At 33.3% G+C, this 22,192-nt stretch carries 16 protein-coding genes and 1 tRNA gene; 5 read left to right on the forward strand and 12 right to left on the reverse strand.

The genetic code is table 11. The features are described 5' to 3' along the window. Positions 1-71 precede the first annotated feature (71 nt). Both AC1Q7L_RS03670 and AC1Q7L_RS03675 read left to right on the forward strand, forming a co-directional pair. The gene (locus AC1Q7L_RS03670; protein ID WP_492305388.1) at positions 72-404 is read left to right on the forward strand and encodes a YegP family protein; all 333 of its coding nucleotides are present in this window, start codon (positions 72-74) and stop codon (positions 402-404) included. 79 nt (positions 405-483) lie between these two features. Further along, entirely contained in the window at positions 484-930 is a 447-nt protein-coding gene (locus AC1Q7L_RS03675) for a phosphohydrolase (protein WP_410690385.1), read from the forward strand. A 74-nt stretch (positions 931-1,004) separates the two neighbouring features. On the opposite strand, the gene AC1Q7L_RS03680 is transcribed toward AC1Q7L_RS03675, so the two are convergent. Both AC1Q7L_RS03680 and AC1Q7L_RS03685 read right to left on the reverse strand, forming a co-directional pair. After that, complete coding sequence (locus AC1Q7L_RS03680; RefSeq protein ID WP_492305387.1) at positions 1,005-1,721, reverse strand: DUF2490 domain-containing protein; 717 nt, start codon at positions 1,719-1,721, stop codon at positions 1,005-1,007. A 75-nt stretch (positions 1,722-1,796) separates the two neighbouring features. Beyond that, a complete protein-coding gene (locus AC1Q7L_RS03685) occupies positions 1,797-3,608 on the reverse strand; it encodes a TonB-dependent receptor plug domain-containing protein (RefSeq protein WP_492305386.1) in 1,812 nt (603 codons plus the stop codon). Between the two features lie 483 nt (positions 3,609-4,091). On the opposite strand from AC1Q7L_RS03685, the gene uvrA reads away from it, so the two are divergent. Next, positions 4,092-6,881 carry an excinuclease ABC subunit UvrA gene (gene uvrA, locus AC1Q7L_RS03690; RefSeq protein WP_492305385.1) on the forward strand — a complete coding sequence of 930 codons (2,790 nt, stop codon included), beginning with the start codon at positions 4,092-4,094 and terminating at the stop codon, positions 6,879-6,881. Between the two features lie 181 nt (positions 6,882-7,062). On the opposite strand, the gene AC1Q7L_RS03695 is transcribed toward uvrA, so the two are convergent. Then, on the reverse strand, positions 7,063-7,698 hold the full coding sequence (locus tag AC1Q7L_RS03695; RefSeq protein ID WP_492305384.1) for an NAD(P)-dependent oxidoreductase: 636 nt from the start codon (positions 7,696-7,698) through the stop codon (positions 7,063-7,065). 241 nt (positions 7,699-7,939) lie between these two features. Here AC1Q7L_RS03695 and AC1Q7L_RS03700 point away from each other — a divergent pair, with 241 nt between their 5' ends. Further along, positions 7,940-8,704, forward strand: coding sequence for an alpha/beta hydrolase (locus AC1Q7L_RS03700; protein ID WP_492305383.1), 765 nt, complete (start codon positions 7,940-7,942; stop codon positions 8,702-8,704). 405 nt (positions 8,705-9,109) lie between these two features. On the opposite strand, the gene AC1Q7L_RS03705 is transcribed toward AC1Q7L_RS03700, so the two are convergent. From AC1Q7L_RS03705 to AC1Q7L_RS03715, 3 genes are all read right to left on the reverse strand, one after another. Then, a complete protein-coding gene (locus AC1Q7L_RS03705) occupies positions 9,110-12,043 on the reverse strand; it encodes a phage tail-like protein (protein WP_492305382.1) in 2,934 nt (977 codons plus the stop codon). A gap of 247 nt (positions 12,044-12,290) precedes the next feature. Next, a complete protein-coding gene (locus AC1Q7L_RS03710; protein ID WP_492305381.1) occupies positions 12,291-13,784 on the reverse strand; it encodes a helix-turn-helix transcriptional regulator in 1,494 nt (497 codons plus the stop codon). A gap of 525 nt (positions 13,785-14,309) precedes the next feature. Then, positions 14,310-15,803, reverse strand: coding sequence for a helix-turn-helix transcriptional regulator (locus AC1Q7L_RS03715; RefSeq protein WP_492305380.1), 1,494 nt, complete (start codon positions 15,801-15,803; stop codon positions 14,310-14,312). 181 nt (positions 15,804-15,984) lie between these two features. Here AC1Q7L_RS03715 and AC1Q7L_RS03720 point away from each other — a divergent pair. After that, positions 15,985-16,056 (forward strand) — tRNA-Arg (locus AC1Q7L_RS03720). Between the two features lie 117 nt (positions 16,057-16,173). Here AC1Q7L_RS03720 and AC1Q7L_RS03725 read toward each other — a convergent pair. The 6 genes from AC1Q7L_RS03725 to AC1Q7L_RS03750 form a co-directional block, all read right to left on the reverse strand. Further along, complete coding sequence (locus AC1Q7L_RS03725; protein WP_492305379.1) at positions 16,174-16,539, reverse strand: hypothetical protein; 366 nt, start codon at positions 16,537-16,539, stop codon at positions 16,174-16,176. A 100-nt stretch (positions 16,540-16,639) separates the two neighbouring features. Further along, positions 16,640-17,554, reverse strand: a complete 915-nt coding sequence (locus tag AC1Q7L_RS03730) for a helix-turn-helix domain-containing protein (RefSeq protein WP_492305378.1) — start codon at positions 17,552-17,554, stop codon at positions 16,640-16,642. 126 nt (positions 17,555-17,680) lie between these two features. After that, a complete protein-coding gene (locus AC1Q7L_RS03735; RefSeq protein ID WP_492305377.1) occupies positions 17,681-18,478 on the reverse strand; it encodes an SDR family oxidoreductase in 798 nt (265 codons plus the stop codon). 494 nt (positions 18,479-18,972) lie between these two features. Next, a complete protein-coding gene (locus AC1Q7L_RS03740) occupies positions 18,973-19,767 on the reverse strand; it encodes a choice-of-anchor J domain-containing protein (RefSeq protein ID WP_492305376.1) in 795 nt (264 codons plus the stop codon). Between the two features lie 137 nt (positions 19,768-19,904). Further along, on the reverse strand, positions 19,905-20,981 hold the full coding sequence (locus tag AC1Q7L_RS03745) for a phage tail-like protein (protein WP_492329373.1): 1,077 nt from the start codon (positions 20,979-20,981) through the stop codon (positions 19,905-19,907). Between the two features lie 95 nt (positions 20,982-21,076). Further along, the gene (locus AC1Q7L_RS03750) at positions 21,077-22,186 is read right to left on the reverse strand and encodes a phage tail-like protein (RefSeq protein ID WP_492305375.1); all 1,110 of its coding nucleotides are present in this window, start codon (positions 22,184-22,186) and stop codon (positions 21,077-21,079) included. Positions 22,187-22,192 lie beyond the last annotated feature (6 nt).

The raw sequence follows: 22,192 nt of genomic DNA on the forward strand, positions 1-22,192 counted from the left end.
TTAATTTTTTCATAAATTTTCATTATTTTTATTAAACAATTACTAAATAACCAAATTCAAAAATATAAACAATGGGAAAATTTATTATTTCTAAAAGAACAAATGGCGATTATCAATTTAACTTAAAAGCAGCAAACGGACAGGTTATTCTGACTAGTCAGGGATATAACTCAAAATCAGGATGCGAAAATGGAATTGAATCTGTGAAAAGAAATTCTCAGGATGATAATATGTTTGAAAGACATACTGCAAAAGACGGTCGATGTTATTTCAATCTAAAAGCTTCAAACGGACAGATCATCGGAACCAGCCAAATGTATGAATCCGAAAACGGTATGGAAAACGGAATTGAATCCGTAAAGAGCAATGCACCAGGCGCTTCTGTGGAAGATCAGACCAATTAAAAATATTCTGTAAAATAATAATAAAAAAATGTCTCAAATTTTGAGGCATTTTCTATTTTTGTACTCTACTTTACACACAATGACAAAAGACGAACTGCTTCACAGAGCAATAAAAATAGCTGATAAGGCACATAAAGGTCAGACAGACAAATATCACGCTCCCTACATTGCTCACGTCATGCGAGTGATGGAGTACGGTAAAACAATGGATGAAAAGATCGTAGGCGTACTTCACGACGTTGTTGAAGACCATCCTGTAGAATTCAGTTTGGATTATTTACGAGATCAAGGTTTTCCGGAATATATTATTTTCGCGATCAGTTGTCTTACGAAATTCGATCCTGATGAAGAATATGACGATTTTGTAAAAAGAACCGAAAGATCTCCTTTGGCTGTAGCTGTAAAACTCAACGATCTTCGGGATAATATGGATCTTCGCAGAGTAAACCGCGAACTTCTTCCTAAGGATATCAAAAGATTTAATAAATATTTAAAAGCTTATCATTATTTAATTGATAAATATTAAAATAAAAAACTCCTTACATTCTATTGAATATAAGGAGAATTTATTTTATTCTCAGCTAAAAGAGAAATTTATTTTTAATCCGCTCCCGGATAATCAAACGTTTTCACAGGATGATTTGTTCCATCGATATTAATGTTTAATGCAAGATAAACAAAATGGAAATTTTGGTTTGAGGCTGCATTAAATTCTCTCTGCCAAAGATATCCTGCTGCAATTCCTAAATTATTGTCAATCTGATAACCACCTCCCGCATACACTCTGTTTCTTGCGAAGGTAGGTTTCATAGGTGTTACAAGGAAAATTTCGTCGTATACATTCGCGAAAACCGTTCCTTTTTTAACCTCTTTTGAATTTAAAGGAACACTTACGTTCAAACGATAACGATAACGCATTCTCTGGGAATTTTTATCCGTTTGAGGTTCGTGAAACCAAGATTTCTCAACACGAAAACGGTTTTCAAATTTTACGACACCTTTTTTAATGTCAATCACATCCTGTAACCAAACTCTGAATTCTTCTTTGTTGATGGCGTGATCTTTATAGGTTGCATATCTTCCCAATCCAACAAAAGGCTTGTGATTTTTAGTAAGATTATATCCTAGCCCACCTTTTATTTCGTAATAATCAGGATAAGTATAGTCTTCAATACTTCTCATCTGACCTTCCGCATACAGGAAAAATTTTGGATGAAATTTATAAGTCAGCGTCAAAGCATTGAAGCTTGAAACATGTTCTTGAGCTTTAAAAAATGTTAGACTTAATAGTAAACTGAGACTTAAAAAGAGTTTCATCTAAAAATTTTTTTTGCAAATGTAATTGAATTAACAATTTCGTAATATTAACTTTAATTCATTCTTACTTAACAATTATTTAATATTGATATTGTAAGAAAAACCAATATGGAACCATCTTTGAGGCATTGCTACGCCAAACGTTTCTGTATAATTGGTATTGGTAACATTATTAATTAAAACGTACACAGAAAAGTCTTTTTTAACGAAACTTAATTTTTCATCTAAAAGATTATAGCTGCCTAAATTTAGCCTGTCGTTGTATCTGTAAACGAGTTCGTTGGTGAAATTTTTCAGGAATTTTGTTTCTAATTTAGCAATAAACTGATGTTTTAAATTATCCAGAACATATCTTGAAACAAATTCATTGGAAGCATTAAATTTATTATCTAAATAAGTATATCCAACACTGTATTTCAACCAATCTAAAACTCGATGATTAAGTTCTGCCTCTACTCCTTTTACAGTTGTATCTCCAACATTTTGAGCATACCAAATCGGATCATTTAAAGAAGCTTTAACCCAATCGATAGAGTTATTGGCTCCCCTTAAAAATCCACTTACTTTGGCTAAGATATTTTTATTTTGAAACTGATATCCAATTTCTGAATAAACAGCACTTTCAGGTATCAAATTAACATTTCCTTGCTCCGTTTTACTTACATAATACAAATCCGTAAAGGTCGGAACTCTGTGAACTTTTGAAATATTTCCGTAGATTTTATTGTTTGGATCGAAGTTATACCCTACATCCAATCCAGGATAAAAGAAATTACCTTCATTGGAATAATTTGCCCAAGAAACTCCGGGTGTAATATTTAATTTTTTGTCTAATAGAGAAAAATGATGCTCGAAAAAGACCTGAGAAACAAAACGATTTCTGTTTCCTAAATTATTACTTGCCAAAAACTCTTTCCTTAATTCAATACCAATACCTGTTGTTCCCAATCCCCATTGGTAGCTTGAATTTACTTCACCGCCCACATTATTTCCGATGTGCATATTTCTGTATATTTCAGGTTTTTCACGGTTAAAAAGGTACATATCCTGCCCTCTTCTCCAATATACATTTGAGTTTAATCTGAATTTTCCAAACGATTGTTGATGGGCCAAACTCACTACTGAAGCCTGAACTTCTTCATATTGTTCAGTTGCCAGCGGAGACGAATAAAAACCATTAGCACCAAATTTTTTCTCCGAAAATCCTGCCTGTAACTTAATATCACCGTCTTTTATAGCCAATCTACTCTGATAGAAAACATTTCTGATCTCATAATCCGTATTATGCATATATCCTTCAGATGAAGCTGAATTAGCCTGAATTGAATTCGAAAATTTCTCATTTCCAATACTTGCATTTAATCCTAAACCATACGATCCATAATCTCCACCTTCAGCGCTAATTTTAACTCTTTTTCCCGGATTTATTTTAGTAATGATATTAATGGCTCCGGCATAGGCATTTTGTCCAAATCTCCTTGCTGCAGGACCTTTTATCACTTCAATTCTTTCAACATCATCAAGATCTACAGGAATATTCATAGAATTATGACCTGTCTGGGAGTCATTCATTCTGATTCCGTTTAGAAGCAAAAGCACCTGTTCAAAAGAGCTTCCACGGAAACCGATGTCACTCTGTACACCGTTCGCTCCTCTCCTTCTGATATCCATTCCGGGAATTTGCTGAAGAATTTCGTCAATGCTTTTTGCAGGAGAATTTATAATATCCGCTTTTGTAATAATGGTAATATTTTGGTTGGCACTTTTATATGGTGTTGAAATAAATTTACCTTGTACAGCAATGGTATCAATATCGGTTGTTTTTTCCTGTGCCTGAGCGAAAAGCATCGTTCCAAGAAAAAAAACACTTCCTACTTTTTTAATCATGTCTTATCAGAATTATTCTTCAGTTAGTTTTTTGCAGATTAGCAAGCCCAAAAATAACAGAGATAATCAAGACAGGCAAATGATAGTTGTCATAAAAAAAAGATGCAGAAAACTGCATCTTTAGACTTTTTGGGAAGTAAATTTTATCTTTTTCTCATTAAATGTGTAACTAGATCTCTGAATAATTTTCTCATTTCTATATTACATATTTATGAATACAATTTTAATTAATTTTAATATACAAAACAATACTAAAATGAAAAAATAGAATGAAAACTGCAAAATTTAACATTAGCACTCAATGATATGCTACGAATATTATTTTTTAGTTGATGATTGTTTAATTTTTCCTCCTCAATTTGTAAAGTATTTTAGCCCTAAAAATCAGCATTATGTTTAAATAGATTCTTTGAATGATAATGAAACATTTCTTGGTAAAATTTTCCGTTTAAAATTCGTAATTTTGTTAGTCTTAAATTTACTATGGCTTCAACAACAGAAATAGATATAAAAAAACAGGTTTTTGTTAAAAACGCACACCTTAACAACCTGAAACATATAGATGTATTAATCCCGAAAAACAAACTTATTGTTATTACGGGAGTCTCCGGAAGCGGAAAATCATCTTTGGCTTTCGACACGATCTATGCTGAAGGGCAAAGAAGATATGTCGAGAGTTTGAGCTCTTACGCACGTCAGTTTTTGGGTAAATTAGAAAAACCAAAAGTTGATGATATTAAAGGTTTGGCTCCATCCATCGCCATTCAGCAGAAAGTAATTTCTTCAAATCCGCGTTCTACAGTAGGAACTTCTACGGAGATCTACGATTATATGAAACTTTTATTCGCAAGAATCGGGAAAACATTTTCTCCGGTTTCCGGTGAAGAAGTGAAAAAAGATTCGGTGACGGATGTGGTGGATTTTATTAAATCATCCAAAAAAGATACTTCTTTCTTATTAATCGCCCCGTTGGAATATGACGTTGCAAACTTTAATGACACATTGAATATCTTAAAAGTTGCAGGTTTTACGAGACTGGAGATCAACGGAAACGTTGCCGGAATTGAAGATCTGGAAAGTTTTGGTTTCGTTCCAGAAAAAGGGATGGCCATCAATTTGGTGATCGACCGTTTTTCTTACGAAGAAGATGAAAGTTTCCTTCAAAGACTGGCAGATTCTATCCAAATGGCTTTTTACGAAGGCAGAGGTCATTGTGCCCTTAAAAATATTGAAACAGAAAGCGTAAAAGAATTCTCCAACAAATTCGAATTGGATGGAATGGAATTTCTTGAACCAAACGTTCATTTTTTCAGTTTTAATAATCCTTACGGAGCTTGTCCGACTTGTGAAGGTTACGGAAAAGTGATTGGAATTGATGAAGATTTAGTAATTCCAAATAAGGCATTATCCATTTTTGAAGATACAGTAGCTTCCTGGAAAGGTGAAACCATGAGCGAATGGAAGAAAGATTTCATTAAAAAAGCAAAGGACTTCCCTATTCATAAGCCTTATCATCAATTATCAAAAGAACAGAAAAATTACCTTTGGAAAGGTGACGGAAGCAGCAGTTTTCCATCGCTTAATAATTTCTTCAAAATGCTTGAGGAAAATTTATATAAAATTCAGTATCGTGTGATGCTTTCCCGTTACAGAGGAAAAACGCTTTGTCCGACTTGTGAAGGTCTGAGGTTGCGTGAAGAAACGAGCTGGGTAAAGATTGACGGGCACAATATTCAATCCGTTATCGAGCTTCCTTTGGATGAACTTTTCCCGCTAATTGAAAGCTTTAAACTGTCTGATCACGATAAAGAAGTCGCGAAAAGATTATTATACGAAATTACAACCCGTATTGAATTTTTACTAAAAGTTGGTTTGGGATATTTAACGATAAATAGAACTTCAAATACACTTTCCGGTGGTGAAAGTCAGAGAATTAACTTAGCAACGAGCTTAGGAAGTTCTTTGGTAGGTTCAATTTATATTTTGGATGAGCCATCGATCGGATTACACTCAAGAGATACCGAAAATTTAATTGGAGTCTTAAAAAATCTTCGTGACCTTGGAAATACCGTAATCGTTGTTGAGCATGATGAAGATGTGATGAGAGCAGCCGATTATATCATCGATATTGGTCCGGAAGCGGGTTATCTTGGTGGTGAATTGGTATTTGCAGGAGATTACAAGCAATTGAAAAATGCTGACACGCTTACTTCTAAATATTTGACCGGAAGATTAGAAATCGAAGTTCCTGCAAAACGTAGAAAAGCAAAAGAATGGATCCACATAAAAGGTGCGAGACAAAATAACCTTAAAAATATAGATGTTGACGTTCCGTTGGAAAGTCTGGTTGTAATTTCAGGAGTTTCTGGAAGTGGAAAATCTACTTTGATGAAAGAAATTCTTACGAATGACATTCAGATTCAGCTTGGAATGGGCGGTAAAAAAGGTGATTACGATTCTGTAGAATTTCCGAAAAAGCTGATTAAAAATATTGAATTAATTGATCAAAATCCTATCGGAAAATCATCCCGTTCGAATCCAGTAACATATTTGAAGGCATATGACGATATCAGAGATCTTTTTGCTAAACAAAAAGTATCAAAAATGATGGGTTACAAGCCTAAGCATTTCTCTTTCAACGTCGATGGAGGAAGATGTGACGAATGTAAAGGTGAAGGTGTGATCAATGTTTCGATGCAGTTCATGGCAGATATTGAACTTGAATGTGAAGTTTGTAAAGGAACCCGTTTCAAAAACGAAATTCTGGAAGTGAGATTCGATGAGAAAAACATTTCCGATATTCTTCACATGACGGTTGATGAATCGTTAGAATTTTTCAAAGAAAATAAAGAAGAAAAAATCGTCACCAAATTAAGACCTTTACAGGAAGTTGGTTTGGGATATCTGCAGCTGGGACAAAGCTCTTCTACTCTTTCCGGAGGTGAAGCGCAGCGTGTGAAATTGGCTTCTTTCCTTGTGAAAGGCGTTACAACAGACAAGACTTTATTTATTTTTGATGAGCCTTCAACAGGTCTGCATTTCCATGATATTCAAAAATTATTGAAATCCCTGCAAGCGTTGATTGATCTTGGACATTCTGTGATTGTTATTGAACATCAACCCGACATTATAAAATCAGCCGATCATATTATCGATATCGGTCCGGAAGCCGGAAAATACGGTGGTGAAGTAGTTTTCACAGGAACACCGGAAGAATTGGCAAAAAATAAAAAATCTCATACAGCAAAGTATATTAAAGAAAAGCTGGAGTAGTAAATATTAAATAGAGCGTCGAATTGACGCTCTATTTTTTTTGGCTTAAACACTAATGGCACAAATATTTTTCACTAATATTCACGAATTGATTATTGCGTTTTAAAAATAAAAATCATTTTCTCAAAGCTTTAAAATTGTGTTATTTGTGAAAGTATTAGTGAAATTTGTATTTAAAAAATTAAATATTATACAAAAACGGACTCTGTTTAATAAAAGTTGTATCCTCGATCTGAGAAACCAGAAATTCAGATAAATCTGTAGCACTGATTTTTTCTCCTTTACAATCTTCTAAACTTGTTTCTACAGGGAAACTCTCAGAAGTCGGGATGATTAATGGAAGTCTTACCAACGTCCAGTCTACATTAGAATTTACGAGAATTTCGTATTCGTCCTGTTTGTCTTTTGTTGTTTTTGGATAGTTTTCATACATCCAGTTTGTTGCCATTTTTACCCTGTCATTTTTATGATCAAAAGGAGTGTCAACATTCAAACCTGTGATGGCGATATATCTTGTGATTCCGTGTGAATTCATCGACTGTATCACATTTTTTGTAGCATCAGTGAATATTGACTTCTCTCCTACCGGCTGTCCAATTTTGCTGATCACAGCACTGCAATCTTTGATAAGACGGTCAACCGTATCAAAATCTCTTGCATCACCTTTTACGATTTCAATTAAAGGATTTTCTAAGGTGAAATTTTCAGGAGTTCGAAGTAATAATTTGATGGGATATCCTTTTTCCAAAAGATTTTGAACAAGATATTTTCCGGATTTTCCTGTTCCGCCAATAACGGCAATTTTATTTGTTTTCATAATGATCTCTTTATTTGTGGTAAATAACAAGCCGTAAAAAAGCAATATGCTTTCACCTTTTGATTTTAATGTAATAGATTATTTGGGTTCAGAAAATTTGAACCTTAAAGTTTCAAGGCAAAAGAAATTGCACTTGAATAAATGGTAATATTTATAAAGAGATATTAATGGAATAAAATTAGACCTTTTTTTGTGATGCACAAAGTTTTATCTTTGATTTATATAATCTTTTAACTTAATCATGAAATATAAAGCCATCTCCTTTCTGTTATTAAGCTTATTTTTATTGAACTGTTCTACAAAAAAGACCACACATTCATTCTCGAATTACGAAATAAAGCTAGATACTTTGACGATGTTTGATAAAAATAGAAATCGTAAAATTCCTGTTGCTTTTTATCATCCTGAAAAAGGAATTAAAAATCAACAGGTTGTAATTTTCAGTCATGGTTATGGAGCCAACAAAGGCGGCGACTATTTTGTTTATTCTTATCTGACCGAAAAACTGGCTTATTCCGGATATTTTGTCGTTAGTATTCAGCATGAATTACCAACCGATGAATTAATTCCGACAGATGGGAAGCCACAAATCGTAAGAATGCCTTTCTGGGAAAGGGGTGCCAGTAATATTTTATTTGTTTTGAATGAATTAAAGAAGTCTAAACCCGAACTGGATTATCAACATATAACCTTAATTGGCCACTCCAACGGAGGTGATATGACTGCTTTATTCGCCAATAAACATCCGGATCTGATCTATAAAATCATTACGATGGATAACAGAAGAATGTATCTTCCCAGGACTTCAACTCCAAAAGTTTATACGTTGCGTTCTAATGATTATCCTGCTGACGAAGGCGTTTTGCCTACAAAAGAAGAACAGGAAAAATACCATATTACAGTACAACCTACCGATATCAACCATGGAAAAATGGACGATAAAGGAAGTGACGAAGACAAGCAAACATTATCAGATTTAATTATAAAGTATCTTAATGAAAACTAACAAACAAGTTATCCACAAAAAATTGTTGATAACTTGTGAATTTTAACATTAAATTTACACTTCGTATTAAAATAATAGCTAAATTTACTATGTAATAAAACTGAAATGAATTCTTTTTTTGCCTTTTTCAGCTTTGGAATTGCAATTAAATTTGAAATAAAAATTTAAGCACAGCATTGTCGGCTGTGCTTTTTTATTGTTGTCTAATTAAAAAAATGAGATGTATTTATCTACTGAATCCGCTTCTAAAGAGCGGATTCTTTTATGTTGAATATTTAAATTAAAAAATAAAAAAGAATAACAGGGACTTGGGAATTATTCGTCCCTGCATTCTTCAACACAAACACTAATGAAATTATTTGTCAAAAACTAAATTTGCAGTTAAGCTTTTCTATTTTACTGTTCCTATTGAATGACACATGTTTTTGAAACATTATCAAACAATGATCCTTGAGGACAAGTGAATACATAATAATACATTATACCATTTTGTCTTATACACAAGTAATAGTTTTGAGGATTATTAGGATCAATAAAAGTACCCTCAGTTTTACAAACATATGATGTGATTTCTACCGGTACAGAAAGCGTACATGTTTTTCCACCAATATTGATGGCAAAATTTGCAGGTCCTGCCGAAGTAGGAGTTCCTGTAATTGTATAGGTAAGTGTACCGTTTCCGTTTGCAAAGCTTCCACCTGTTACAGTAGCGGTTAATCCTGCAACTCCTGTAGAAAGTACTGTCTGCCCAGCATGAGAACCACCGTTTCCTCCTGTATAAGATATCGTAGATGCTACTCCTGATGCTGAACTTCCTGCTAATAATGTACCCGTAGTAATAGCTCCTGCACAGTTTATTCCTGAAACAGAACCGACCGGTGCATTCACATTTCTTGTAAGTGTACATATTTTTCCGCCAATATTGATGGCGAAATTAGCCGTTCCGGCAGATGAAGGAGTTCCTGTAATCGTATACATAACAGTTCCGTTACCGTTGGCAAAGTTACCTGCTGATAAAGTTGCTGTCAACCCGGTAACACCTGTTGAAGTTACTGTTTGTCCTGAATGTGAACCTGCGTTTCCTCCTGTATAAGAAATTGTAGATGTTACTCCTGAAGCTGCCGTTCCTCCTGTTAAAGTACCAGCATGAGTGGCACCTGCACAATTCAGAGTTGAAATAACTCCTTCTGCTGCAACTACAGGGCGTGTTAAAGTACATGTTTTACCTCCTATATTAATTGCAAAACTAGCTGTCCCAATTCCTGAAGGAATTCCTGTGATGGCATAGGTAAGCGTACCATTACCATTAACAAAACTTCCTGCCGATAATGTGGCTGTTAATCCGGTTACTCCTGTTGAAGAGACTGCCTGACCTCCATGGGAGCCGCCATTTCCTCCCGTGTAAGGAATAGTTGAAGTTACCCCTGAAGCAGCTGTTCCGTTGGCTAAATTACCAGTATTCGTAGCTGATGCACAGGTTAAACTTAAAACAGTTCCTGGAATAGTTGTGCCGGAACAGTCACCTTTCCATTGGCTTGTATTCCAGTATTGCATACAGTTCAGATCGGTATTATAAATCATCAAACCTGCAGGTTTAGGATTTAGAGCATCTCTCTGTGCAGTTGTCATCCTTGGAGGAAGAAAACCTTTGTTTGTAGAATTAAGATCTAATATTGCAGTGGCAGCAGGTGTTTCCGTACCTATACCTACATTTCCTGTAGGTGTCATTGTAGCTACAGTTGTTATAACTTGGCCAGCATCTCCATAAGTCCCGGAAGCATTAGCTCCAACTTTAAATTGTAATCCTCTTTCTGCTCCTGCAGCATTGATTGACGGAGCAGATGTATTACTTACATCTAACCACATATTATCCCAACTTCCAGAATCAAGCTGTCTTCTGATACCTAATGTATTTCCTACAATATCTACAGTAGATTTTGGGGCACCTGTATTAATACCAACACTATTTCCTGATCTTACCGATACTACTCCGGCAGCAGAATTTGCACTGATTGAGCCTCCTAATGTTACATCACCATTATCATTAAATATCATTCTTCTGATACTTTTTACACGATCTATAATCTCAAAAGAGTTTGAGGCACTTGTTGTTCCCCCTAAACTCGGAGATAATGCCCACACAGAAGTACCTGAACTGAAACGGGATTCACCGCCGTCAACATGTAATTTGGAAGCCGGGTTTACGGTGCCTATTCCCACTCTGTTGTTGGTACCATCTACAGAAAAATTATTGCCCCCCACAGAGAAGCCGTTTGCTGATGTAGAATTAAAGGCTAATGTATTACCATCTTGATTTACAACACGGTTTCCTGTAAGCGTCCCGTTTGAGTTGTAAATATTTGTAGAACCGAATGCCGGTATATTCTTCCAGGTAGCTACACCATTAGCATCTGAAGTTAAGACTTTGTTTTCACCCTGACTTCCGTCAACAATTTTCAAAGCACCTTCTGTAGCAGAGCGAATATCAAGCTTATTTGCTGGTACATTTGTTCCAATACCTATATTTCCGTTGGGGTCAATTCGCATTCTTTCAGCATTTGACGTTTTAAATATAAGGTCTGTAAGTAATGAACTACCATCTCCACGATAATAAGAATTAATGGCAGAACCAGTGGCAACATTAAAAATGTCATTCGACCTCGGACTAAAATAAATTGAACCAATATTATCTCCATTTGCTAAATTAGAAGGAATTGCTGCTGTACCATTAGCCGAAGCTAAAATAAGCGCAGGTTCTTTTGAGCTTCCATATCCTTTAAAATAAAAATTATTTTCAGCATTACTTCCTTTATTATCAGCTACAATTTCAAATAGAGACTGTGGTGTTTTAGTACCAAATCCTACTCTGTTATTTCTTGCATCTACAGAAAATGTAGTGCCGTCTACAGAAAAAGCATCAACGCTATTTCCTGTGAAAGCAAGTACTTTATCATTTTGGGCAACGGTTCTGTTATCGGAAAGAATTCCGTCTGAATTATAGAGATTAATATTTCTCCCTCCGGAATTCAATTTCATCCATACAGAGCCATCAAAATAATAATATCCATTTTCATCGATATTTATTGCTTGCCCTGTTTGTGTTCCTGAAGCAAAATTGTTTATGTAAACTAGATTGGAAACCGGTATGCCGGTCATACTCTGTGCTCTCTCTCTGTCTATTCGGGGAATTAATAGACCATCTATATTATTGGATTTTCCTGTTGCATTTTTGGCGGAAATATCCATTGTTGAAGTTGGTGTCGGGGTATTAATACCTACTTGACTAAAAACTAGTGATGATGTGGTCAACGCTAGTAAAGCGATCATGTTTTTTTTCATTCCTTTCCTTTTAAGTGAATTTTAATTTTTTTTTGTTGAGTGTGTTCTTAGAATCGTATCCCAAATGACTAGTCTGATTGCGGATTGTAGTTGATCAATTACTTTGCAAATTTAGCCCCGAAATAGCCGGATTATAACTACTGCAATGCTACTTTAATTTTTCAACTGATTGATTTTTAGTTATTTGAAAATTAATTTGTGATAAAATGGTTATTCCCTTTATTGTGGTTGTGTAAATTTGTGTATGCTAATTATTCAATATCGAAAGGATTATAAATAATTCGTTTTGGCTTTTAAGCTGCATCTTTTTATTGATTCTATATTTCCTGGCTTCGGCAGCTCTTAAACTTGAATTTGTAAGCTGTGAAATTTCTTTAATGCTAAAATTCAGCTTGATTAATGAACAAAAATTGATATCGGAAACATTAAGTTCGGAATAATTGTCTTTGAGGGTTTTATAAAATGAAGGATACTGCTTTTGAAATTCCAGATAAAAAGTATTGATGTCTTTTTTGGCAAGAAAAACAAGTTCTTTTGTGTCTTCTACTCCATATTCAGACGGAATTTCAGTTTCGTGAAGAGTTTCCGATATTGAAAGATTTAAATTCTGTTTATTTTTGATCTTAATTTTCAACAAAATAATTATCGATATGATTCCAAAAATAACACTGAAAATTATAAGAGAGCATCTTTCTGTTATTTTTTGTTTATTTTTATTGAGAACTTTATATCGTATGCTGTCAATATAATTGATCTCACTTGTTTTATCTTTTACAGTATCAACGCTGTCAAGGATCTGGGCATAGGCATGAGAATAAATTTTTGCTTTTTCAGGAGAATTCAGACCTTCATATGACTCGGAAATCAGCGGATAGATTTCGTAGAGTATATAAGCATTTTTGCTTTCTTTTGCTTTTGAAATGGCAAGAGAAAAATACTTTATAGCCTGATCATAATTTTCATCTGTATTTTCGGCATTCCCCTTTATCACTAAATTTTGAATCACCAAACCTTCACTGGGATAAGCCTTTAAAAGTGTATCAGTACTATTTATATACTTTTTGGCTTCTTTTGTTTTCCCAAATTTCACGAGAGATTCAGTAAGAGATTCGAGGGTATAGATCAGCGTAAGCCTTTTAAGCTTATTGGAGTCTTTAATTTTTAAAGCTTCTGCGTAGGCCTGTTTTTTTAATCTTATGATTTGATTAATGCTGATCATATTTTCATTCAATGCCAATAGATCTGCCTTTCCCAAAAGAATATAAATATCATTAATATTTTTTTCTTCCTGTGAACTTACAAGGTCATTATATTCTTCCGCCTTTGCTAAGATTTGTTTTGAAATGTTTAAATAATCAATTTTAAAAAGCAAATCCTGATATATGAGCAGAAAGCGACACAGTGAATTGTAGTCTTTCTGTGATTTTGCCAGATCAATACCTTCATTAATTTTCACTAAAGTCTTATTTAGATCACCATTAATGAAGTATATCTTTGCCTGCTCAAAAAGTGAAATGATCTGACCTTCCTTGCAACTATTTTCACGTGATAAATAATAAAGATCTGTAAGATTTTTTAGAATAATATTCTCATCAAAGTTACCTTCTATATAACTTTTTTCTATTAAACCGTTAATGCTGTCAATTTTCTTTTTATAATCTTTCTGAGCATAAAAGCAATTGTAAAAAAGAAAAAATATAATAGTAAAAAATGTTCTTTTTACCCTTTTAATCCTTTGCATTTGAGTTGTTTTTTAAGTGGTGTGTGATTAAACTCCTTTTTAAAAGGAATTTTGAATTGTGATATGTGAAGACATGATTGTTCATCCTAAGTATTTTTCATCATAGGATTTTTAAGCCGACGGAAAATTTTAATTAATTTTTTAAACTAAGAATTCAAAAAAATAGAATCTGATTTCTCTTGAAGATATGCAGAAAGTCTTTTTTTTAACTGTCTATAACAGAATAATAAGAATACAGGCGGTTAGATTTCAGGTATTTTGCTTCCGATCAAATAATTTTCATTTCTTCTAATTTTGGGGTGTGTGTATTTTGAATAATACAGTAAAAATTCAGTAGAAAAAATAATGTTTCATTTGAATAATTCACTGCAACTTCTGGTACAAAATTATTGATAGCATAAAAAAACTATGCTACTGCATTTATACTCCAAATTTGAAACAATTTGATTATCAATACCATATACTTATACAGCCATGAAAATGTGATATTTTGGTAAGAACTTGTGTAAATTTGTGCTTCTTTTTTTAATTAATTATTGAAAGAATAATGAAGAGTTCATTTTGATTTTTCAACTGCATTTTTTTATTTATTCTGTATTTCCTTGCTTCAACGGCTCTTACGCTTGATTTTGTAAACTGAGCGATCTCTTTAATTCCGAAATTCATTTTTATAAGCGAGCAAAAATTAATATCAGATATGTTAAGCTCAGGGTATTTCTCCTGGAGCGTCTTATAAAATGTAGGATACGCTTTTCTAAATTCTACGTGAAATGTATTGATATCATCTTTTGCCAGTTCAACTAATTTTTTCGTGACCGCAGAATCATCATTCAATTCATTTGTGTTGCTTTCAGAAATAATATTATTTTCATGAGTTTCTACCCTATCAATTTCCTTCTTTTTAGTTTTTTTTCTGTAAAAAATAAATGCAATTATACCCAACAAAACGATTAAAATTGAAATTATTATATATTTTATCGAGATTTTACTGTCTGCCGGACTTAAAACTTTTGCATTAATTCTATTTACCACCGTTACATCTCCCGCATTTTTCTTCACAATATTAATACTGTCAACCAGGATTTTATATGATTTTGAATAAAATGAAGATCTTTCGTAATCCTTTAATCCATTGTAGGATTCAGAAATTAAGGGATAGGCTTCATATAATTTAAAATAGTTTTTATTTTTCTTTGCAATTGCTGCTGCCTGAGTATAAATTTCTATTGCCGCAACATATTCTTTTTCAGCATTTGCTATTTTTCCCTTTATAATAAAATTTTGAAACCTTAATGCATCACTTGGATAATGTATAAGAATATCATCAATAATTTTAGAATATTTTTTAGCCTCATCCGTCATTCCATAAGAAACAAGTGATAAAGCGAAGGATTCTGATGAAAAAATTACTGTAATAGTCTTTAAAATGTTAGAACTTTTAAGATTCTGAGCATCGGTATAAGCCTGTTTTTTTAGAGCAATAATCTGGTTTTTATCTTTTTTGGCATCATTTATTGCAAGAATATCAGCTTTTGCCAGAAGAATATAAACATTATTTGTTACTTTATCTTCCGTCAACTCTACTAAACCGTTGTATTCTATAGCTTTATATAAAATATCTTTTGATGCCTGAAGATGATCAAGTTCTAAAAGTAATCTTTGATAGATCAGCAGAAAACGACAAAGAAAATTATATTTCTTTTCTGATTTTGCCAGATCAATACCTTCACTTATTTTCAAAAGGGCCGTATCGATGCTGCCATTAATATAATATACTTTGGCTTCCTCAAAAAGAGAAAGAAGCTGAGCATCAACATTTTTATTTTCCTTAGAAATATAATATAATTCTGTCGTATTCTGTAAAATAGCATATTGATTGAAGTTACCCTCAACATACGTTTTCATTATCAAATGAGAAAGACTATCAATCTTTTTTTTCTGATCTGTTTGTGCAAAAGAATACACATGAAAGGTCAAAAAGACAATAATGAAAAAATATTTTATTTTAAAGTTCTGCATTTGAGGATTATTAAAAATAATATACATTTAATACTTTTATTGTCATTTATAACAATAAATCTAAGTTATCAATTAATAATTTGAAATTTAATATTAATACTGATTAATTAAAAAAAATAAAGTACAGTATTGCTGCTGTACTTTATTTTTTTTAATTAATTAATAACTTTGAGTATATAAAGGCCTCATAATTCAATGGATAGAATAGAAGTTTCCTAAACTTTAGATCTTGCTTCGATTCCTGGTGGGGCTGCAAAACAGATAAATATGGGTGTAGCTTATTCAGATTTTTTCTTCTTTTTATAGATTGGTTTTTCTTGAGAAATCCAAAGTCCGCCAATAACATTTTTATCGTGATATACCCAAGTGCTTAAATATTTGTGGGTGGGAATTTTTCATCACTGATATCGTAAACAAACAGCTCAACAGGATCATAATCTTTAGTATAATCCTGAATATAGACTGAATTTAATCCTAAAATTTTTATATTTTCTGTATCTAAACATGCTTTTTCTCTATCTTGGTTTATCTCCTTTTCTATTCTTTTAGAAATAATAAAACCTTTAAATTCTGTATAATCTTTATTTTTACATTTATCCAAGTACTGATTAATAAAACTTTGTGCAACCTGAAGTCTTTCAGGATTTATTTTAGAATCACTAATTTTTGTATAAATTTTTTGTGCGAAACCGAGAGTTGAGAGATTAAGTAATCCCAATGCTATAATTTTTTTCATGCAATTGTTTTTTTTGAACTGCAAAAATAAAATTTTAGCTCAATAAAAAGCAAAATGCCTATACAATTTATAGGCACTTGATTTTAAATCTGAATATTTTTTAATTAAACGACTGCCTGTAAATCAAAGGCGTTGTATCCGTTTTCTTTTTAAATAATTTATTGAAAGATTGCGAATGTTCGAAACCTAATTGATAAGCAACTTCTGCAACAGAGAAATTGGTTGTTGTGAGATATTCTTTTGCTTTTTCGATCAGTTTTTCATGAATATGTTGCTGAGCATTTTGCCCTGTCAAATTACGAAGCATATCACTCAGATAATGTGGCGAAAGATTAAGCTCGGAAGCCAGAAATTCCACCGTTGGAAGACCTTTTGTTAAGGTTTCTTGTTGGTTAAAATAGTTATCCAACAAATCCTCCATTTTAGTAAGAAGATCATTACTGAAACTCTTTCTGGTGATAAATTGTCTCTTGTAAAATCGGTTGCTGTAATTCAATAAAACTTCGACATAAGATACAATTACATCCTGACTGATCTCGTCGATGGCTGTATTTAATTCACCCAAAATATTGTTTAATAATCCAACAACAATTGTTTTTTCCTTGTCTGATAAATGCAAGGCTTCATTGGTGTCATAAGAAAAGAAGCCAAATTTTTTAATGGTTTTCGCTAACGGATAATTTCTTAAAAAATCAGGATGAATTAGCAATGTATAGCCATGATAATACGCCTCTTCATCCGTCGATAAGATCTGATTGGGAGCTGTAAACATCATTCCGCCCTCGTTGAAATCGTAATAACCCTGCCCGTATCCCATTTTTCCGTTCTCAGAAAATTTGTAAGAAATTTTATAAAATTCCATTATAAAATTACGTTTGAGCATGTCTTTATTAATGACCATTTGCGTATTATCTATCAAACTGATCATCGGATGCAAAGGTTTCGGAAGCTGTAATATCTGATGCAATTCCCAGATGGATGAAATTTTTAACGGAGCATTTTCTTTCTTTTCCATAATTTAAAGTTACAAAATTATGTTTGAGAGTTTTAGGGCAATAGTGTTTAAGTGTAAATTACTCATAAATTGAATAAGAACAAGCCCTAAAACTCGTCTACACTTAAACACTCACACCCTATTCACTTAAATAAACTGTTTCCCGAACTGCTCTCTGAAAGCTTCGGCTCCCAATTCCTGACGTTGTGCATATATTGCATTGGCATCTTCTCCAGCTACATATCTCAATTTATTTTTCCCGTCTGTTGCAGCTTCGTAAACAACTTCTGCAATCTGTACTGGTTCAGAAGCTGCTTCCATCATTCCATCCATGCTGGAAAATAGCTTATCTACCATTTCCTGATATTCCGGCTGAGTTCCTACGTCTAAAGAACGGCTTACAAAATCTGTTTTAATTCCTCCAGGAGATACCGTTTTTACATCAATTCCAAATGTATTAAGTTCGTAAGCTAAACTCTCGCTCCAGCCTTCCAATGCCCATTTTGTTGCGTGATAGGTTGATCCTAATGGAAATGCGATCAATCCACCGATAGATGTTGTTGTAATGAACATTCCTTTTCTTTTTTCTCTGAAATAGGGAATAAATGCCTGAGTTACACGAATAACACCTAATAAATTGGTATTCAGTTGTTTTACGATCTGATCATCGTTTAAAGCTTCCAACGGGCCAATCAAACCATATCCTGCATTATTGAAAACCAAATCAATATCACTGATTTCCAATGCTTTTTTTACAGTCGACTGAATCTGTCCAAAATTGGTAACATCTAACGGAAGAACAGATACATTTTCAAGTTGTGTAAGTTCTGTTTCCGATTCCGGATTTCTCATTGTTGCGATAACGTTCCAGCCATTGCTTTGAAATAATTTTGCTGTTGCTTTTCCTAATCCTGTAGAGGCACCTGTTATAAAAATTGTTTTCATTTTTTTTGTTTGTTTAAATTTTACATGACAAAGGTCTGCATTCAGTGAAAGGCTGAAGTTGCCAAATTGGATAAAGATGTAGCCAAAACGGAAATTGATTTTGTAATGAATGAAATCATCAAATATGATTTTCAAAACTGACAATTTGACTCTTTTTGTGTCAAACTCCAGCCTAAAAGAATCAACGTTGAGGTTAAAAGGTTCTTCTTTGAGTATAAAAACCTCAAATTCCAATCAAAAAGACTCAACCGCGACACTAAAAGAGTCGTCATTGAGTATAAAAGGCTCGCGTGAGATATTTTTTGTATGGTTGTTGAGATAAAAAGACTCAACGATGAGGTTAAAAGACTGGCTATTGAAGTTTAAAGTTTCGTTTATAAATAAAAAACCGGAGATTATCAACACCATAATCTCCGGTTAACACTAAAACAAATTTAATCTAAGTAAATATTAGGATTTTTTATCTTTTGTATGATTTTTAAATTTCTTTACCATCATTTTTTTATAAATTTCTCAGAAGTAATACCTTGTAATGTTTCTATTGAAATGATATAGTTTCCGGGTTGCAGGTTTCGAACATCTATTTTGTTATCGTTAAAATGGGTGCTTATTTTTCGTCCCATCATATCAAATATTTCTGCTTTGGATATTTTTGATGCAGATTGTATGGTAAGATAATCTGTAACAGAGTTCGGATAAATACCTATTTTACGTTTGCTCGTTTCCTGAGATCCTAAAACATTAGATTGGGTAATTTTTACATCATCCATAATTAAATAATCCTGTTCACAATCAAAATGCCTGAAATAGATTTTCACGTTTTGTCCTGCAAATGATGATAGATCTATTGTTTTCAATGAAGCTTTTTCGGTATCTGCTACGGTTAATGTTTCTTCAAAAAGAGGAATTTCATTCCCTGTAAAATTTACCGTTGAAGGCAATACATAGACAGCATAATGTTCTGCCGGCACATCTGATCTGGACGTTACAGCATACGATAACGACAGCTGATTGACCAATGGAAGATCAATAGCGGGAGAAACTAGCAAGTTATCTACATTTCCGAATGCGCTGTAAGAAATAGCAACTCTTCCGGAAAATCCCCAATAGACCAATGTTGGTGTCGTATTTGTAAAAAACCACTCTCCTGTATCGCCGTCACGGTCGATCATTTCCCAGCTTGAAACTGTGGGAGAATTATTATCAAATGTTTCCTGAAACACAACCGTTTGTGCGTGAGATATAAAGGGGAGCATTACAAATACTCCTAGTAATAGATTTTTTTTCATAAAATTGATTTTAGTAGTCTAATATGAATTAATATAAAATTGATTTTTTAGTTTCGCCAAAGGTTTTAAATAATAAAGACCTTTGGCGAGGGTACTAAAATGGAAAATCAAGTATTTTTAATATTTTCTTTTATTGATTAATAGGTATTCCCTACACATAATGCTACAGCAGAACCATTCCCAGCACCGTTTGTATTTATTGAGATTTCATCAAACCAAACGCTTCCTAAATTAACTATTATAGAAGAACCTGCTCTCTGGCCTATAAAAATAGGATTAGGTGGATTATTACAGTATACTGATGAACTATATATATTAAAATCACCTGAGCAGTTTCCAGCAGTAATTGTATTTGTTGAAGTAACAATAACATTATTCTTTTTCAATGTAAAGCTAAAATTTTCGTTTCTATTTGCCCCATAAATTGTTATTGCTAGATTGCTTACTTTTCGGCTAAACTTCATCGTTAAAGATGAGGGATTATTATTTCTTCCAAACCAATAATAGTTAGAAGGATAGGAAATACCACAATTTGTTGCATTGGCAGAGGCAATTCCTTGAGTATTGTTTTCAGCAATTAGTGTAGCTGTTACTGATTTATTATTTATGTTTCCTGTAGAAAATTGGTTATATCCTAGCTTTGGTATATTCCATGAACAACCATTGTACCTTGGCACAGGTGGTTCTACAATCTGTCTTGTTAATGTACATGTTTTTCCTCCTATATTAATCGCAAAATATGCTGTCCCAAATGCAGAAGGTGTTCCTATTATAATATAAGTAAGAGTACCGTTTCCATTGGCAAAACTTCCTCCACTTAATATGGCAGTTAAACCTGTAACTCCTGTAGACGCTACTGTTTGTCCACTATGAGGGCCTCCGTTTCCTCCAGTATATGAGATAACAGAAGAGATTCCAGATGCGACAATTCCTGCTGTTAAAGTACCGTAGTTAGTAGATCCTGCACAGTTTAAGGTTGCAATACTTCCTGTTGGCGGAGGGGTAGTTCCACATTTGGATACCCATATTGTATTGTTCCAATTCTGCATACAATTTACTGTTGTATTATAGATCATCAACCCGGGAGGTGGCGAAAGAATGGCATTTCTTTGTACTGTAGTCATTCTTGGAGGAAGAAACCCCTTGTAAGGGGAATTCTGCCCAAATATCATATTAGATATAACTAATAAATAAAATATTATTTTTTTTTTCATCTCTTTCATGAAATTTTTAATCTATTGAAAAAAAAGCCAAAGAGAAATACAGAAACCTATGGCTAAAACACTTAGTATGTAAATTAAATTTCTATTTATTGTGCTGCATTAACACAGAAATTTATATTGGCTTGATTATTAGGGCTAGCTGGAATATCTACCTGTATTTCATTAAACCATACCCCTCCTACATTAGCTGCAACGTTAGGTCCGTTACCTCCCTGATTATAATTAATATTCATTCTTACAGTTCCATTATTAGAAACGGTAAATAAATCTGGACAATTACTTAGTTTTGTATAAGTAGGTAATACATTACTTCCATTTCTTTTTGTAGAAATAGTGTAAGTTACGTTTGATGAAAAATTATCATAAAATCCAACTTTTACGTTACTTACCATTCTACTAAAAACGATTCTTATTCTTCCTGCAGTTGCTGTTCTAGACATAAATATTTGAGGTATATTTGTCATGCTACATCTTGAGTATTGTCCATGAGAATAGAAGGACGATCCATAAATACCCTCCATCAAATTTGTCGTATAAACACTAGCAGTAATATATTGTCCACTTACATATCCTGTAGTAGTGTATTGACTATTACCACTAGCAGTGTTCATAGCAACAGCCCACCCACCACAATAAGCAGAATTGTCTGAAGGAGGAGGATTACCAACAGCCACTGTTCTGGACAATGTACAGGTCCTTCCACCAATATTTATAGCAAAATTTGCAGTACTAGATGTGGAAGGTATTCCCGTAATTGTATAAGTTAAACTTCCGTTTCCATTAGCAAAATTTCCAGCTGCTACAATTGCCGTTAACCCCGCCACTCCTGTAGAAGTAATACTTTGTCCACTATGAGGACCTCCATTACCTCCAGTATACGAAATGTTGGAAGAAACTCCAGAAGCGGCTACTCCACTTGTCAGTGTACCTGTAGAAGTAGCTCCTGCACAGTTTAGGGTTGTAATACTTCCTGTCGGCGGAGGAGTAGTTCCACACTTGGATACCCATATTGTATTGTTCCAATTCTGCATACAATTTACTGTTGTATTATAGATCATCAAGCCGGGACGTGGCGAAAGAATGGCATTTCTTTGTACTGTAGTCATTCTTGGAGGAAGAAACCCCTTGTAAGGAGAATTCTGCCCAAATATAATATTAGATATAACTAATAAATAAAATATTATTTTTTTTTTCATCTCAAA

Source organism: Chryseobacterium sp. GW823-FHT05E08, from assembly GCF_058795655.1.